Here is a 1916-nt window from a genome sequence, read left to right as displayed (position 1 = left end):
AACTACACGCTGGTGCGCGAATATCTCGGCGAAGCGCATCTGCAGATCGGCGATCTGGCCGGCGCCCAGCAGCAGTTGATGGAAATCGAGAAGCGGACCGGCAAGGGTTCGCGTGAATATGGCATGCTGGCCGAGCAGATCGACCATTTCATGAGAAGCTGAAAAGATCCCAGGGCTCTTCCAAGCGGCCGCGAGCGATCGCGGCCGTTTTTTGTTGCCCCCGGTCTCATTCATCGCCCCGGACTGATGAAAACGGGGATGATTTTAGCAAAACCGATTTTTGGGCGTGAAAAACCCGCTGACATTGCTATATTCAGGGAAATTGCGGTGAAACGGTTCCGTAAGCTCGAGGCTGCCGGACCCGTTTTCTTTTTGTACCCATCGACAAGGCTTTCCCCGATACGCGGGGGTGGCAGCAGGAAAGGCAGGCATCATGAACAAGGTCCCGATGACAGGCGAGGGGTTCGCGTCATTGAAGGAAGAACTGCGCTGGCGCCAGCAGGAAGAGCGGCCGCGCATCATCGAGGCGATCTCCGAAGCGCGCTCGCATGGCGACCTGTCCGAAAATGCCGAATATCATGCCGCCAAAGAGGCGCAGAGCCTCAACGAGGGCCGCGTCAACGAGCTTGAAGATTATATTGCGCGCGCCGAGGTGATCGACGTCAGCAAGCTCAGCGGCGACAAGATCAAGTTCGGCGCCACCGTGGTGCTGGTCGACGAGGACACCGAGGAAAAGAAGACCTACCGGATCGTCGGCGACCAGGAGGCGGACGTGAAGTCCGGCCGCATCTCGATCTCCTCGCCGATCGCGCGTGCGCTCATCGGCAAGGAAGTCGGCGACGCCATCGAGGTCAACGCGCCTGGCGGCGCCAGGGGGTATGAGATCGTCCAGGTGCAGTTCATCTAGGACCTTTGATAATTCTACTCTGGCGGCCGACTACAGCGCCGCGCGTCCTCTCGGACGCGCAAAGGACGCTGTAGGATTTTCAGTTAGCGCATGATCCCTTTCCGAAAATCAATTACGATTTTCGGGGGCATGCGCGGGCGGTTTTCTGCGCTTCCGGTGCTCACGTACTTTAAGTACGCGCCGCTCCGGTTCTCGAAGAACCACGCTATTCGACTCGCCAGAGCGAATTCTGAAAGGTCCTATGCCGGCGCTTGTAGTTTAAGTGCCAATAGCTTTTCTGCTTCCGCCACTACCTGCACCGGCACAACACGCCCCCCATGCGAGGCCAGCAGTGTCGATGCGTAGCGTCCGCGCGGGCCGGTCAGACCCGGCTCTGTTGCCAGGAAAATTGCGACCGTCGGCAGGCCAAAGGCACTGGCAAGATGGGTCAGCCCGGTGTCGGCGCCGATAACCAGCGTCGAGCCGCCGATAGTCGCGGCGATTTCGGACAGCGGCGATTTCGGTACCACGATCGTTGACGGCACGGCGCCTGCGATTGCCTCGGCCACGGTTTTCTCACGCTCGTTCGACCAGGTCGTGACCGGCGTCATCCCCCGCTCAATCAGGAGGTGGGCGGTTCCGATCCAGTCTTCGGCCGGCCATTTCTTGTCTTCGCGGCTGGTTCCGTGCAGCAGGAAGGCGGTTTTTCCAGAAGTGCCCGCCAGGGTGCCGGCGGGCGGCACGATGCCGGAGTCCAGCGTCGAAAGATCGGGCTGATAGGCGAGCGCCAGGCCAAACAACCGCCGCGTCCGTTCGATGGCGTGGAGATCGCGCGGGACGGCATACGTGGCATCGTAGAACAGCGTCGCCGAGGGTTCGCGCGCGCTCGAACGGTCGAAGCCGGCAATGGGTGAGCCCGCCTGTCTTGCCACCAGGGCCGATTTCAGCAGGCCTTGCGCGTCGATGACCAGATCGTAGCGGCAATTGCGCAAGGTGCGGCGCAGGGCGGCCGCCTCGCGCCAGGTGGCGC

At 61.4% G+C, this 1916-nt stretch carries 2 protein-coding genes; one reads left to right on the top strand and one right to left on the bottom strand.

Annotated features, from left to right (window positions below; translation table 11 throughout):
* The first annotated feature begins 433 nt into the window (after positions 1–433).
* A complete protein-coding gene (greA, locus tag EN879_RS33895) occupies positions 434–907 on the top strand; it encodes a transcription elongation factor GreA (protein WP_013530066.1) in 474 nt (157 codons plus the stop codon).
* 239 nt (positions 908–1146) lie between these two features.
* Here greA and waaC read toward each other — a convergent pair.
* Positions 1147–1916 (bottom strand): lipopolysaccharide heptosyltransferase I (gene waaC / locus EN879_RS33890; RefSeq protein ID WP_127274609.1); only part of this gene is annotated, 770 nt, incomplete at its 5' end.

It is taken from the genome of Mesorhizobium sp. M7A.F.Ca.AU.002.02.1.1 (assembly GCF_003998535.1).
Lineage (GTDB): Bacteria > Pseudomonadota > Alphaproteobacteria > Rhizobiales > Rhizobiaceae > Mesorhizobium > Mesorhizobium ciceri.
This window is presented reverse-complemented; position numbering and strand designations above follow the sequence as displayed.

Bases quoted from the DNA above. Each gene is read 5' to 3' on its own strand.
- greA (WP_013530066.1), top strand. From the start codon at position 434: ATGAACAAGGTCCCGATGACAGGCGAGGGGTTCGCGTCATTGAAGGAA.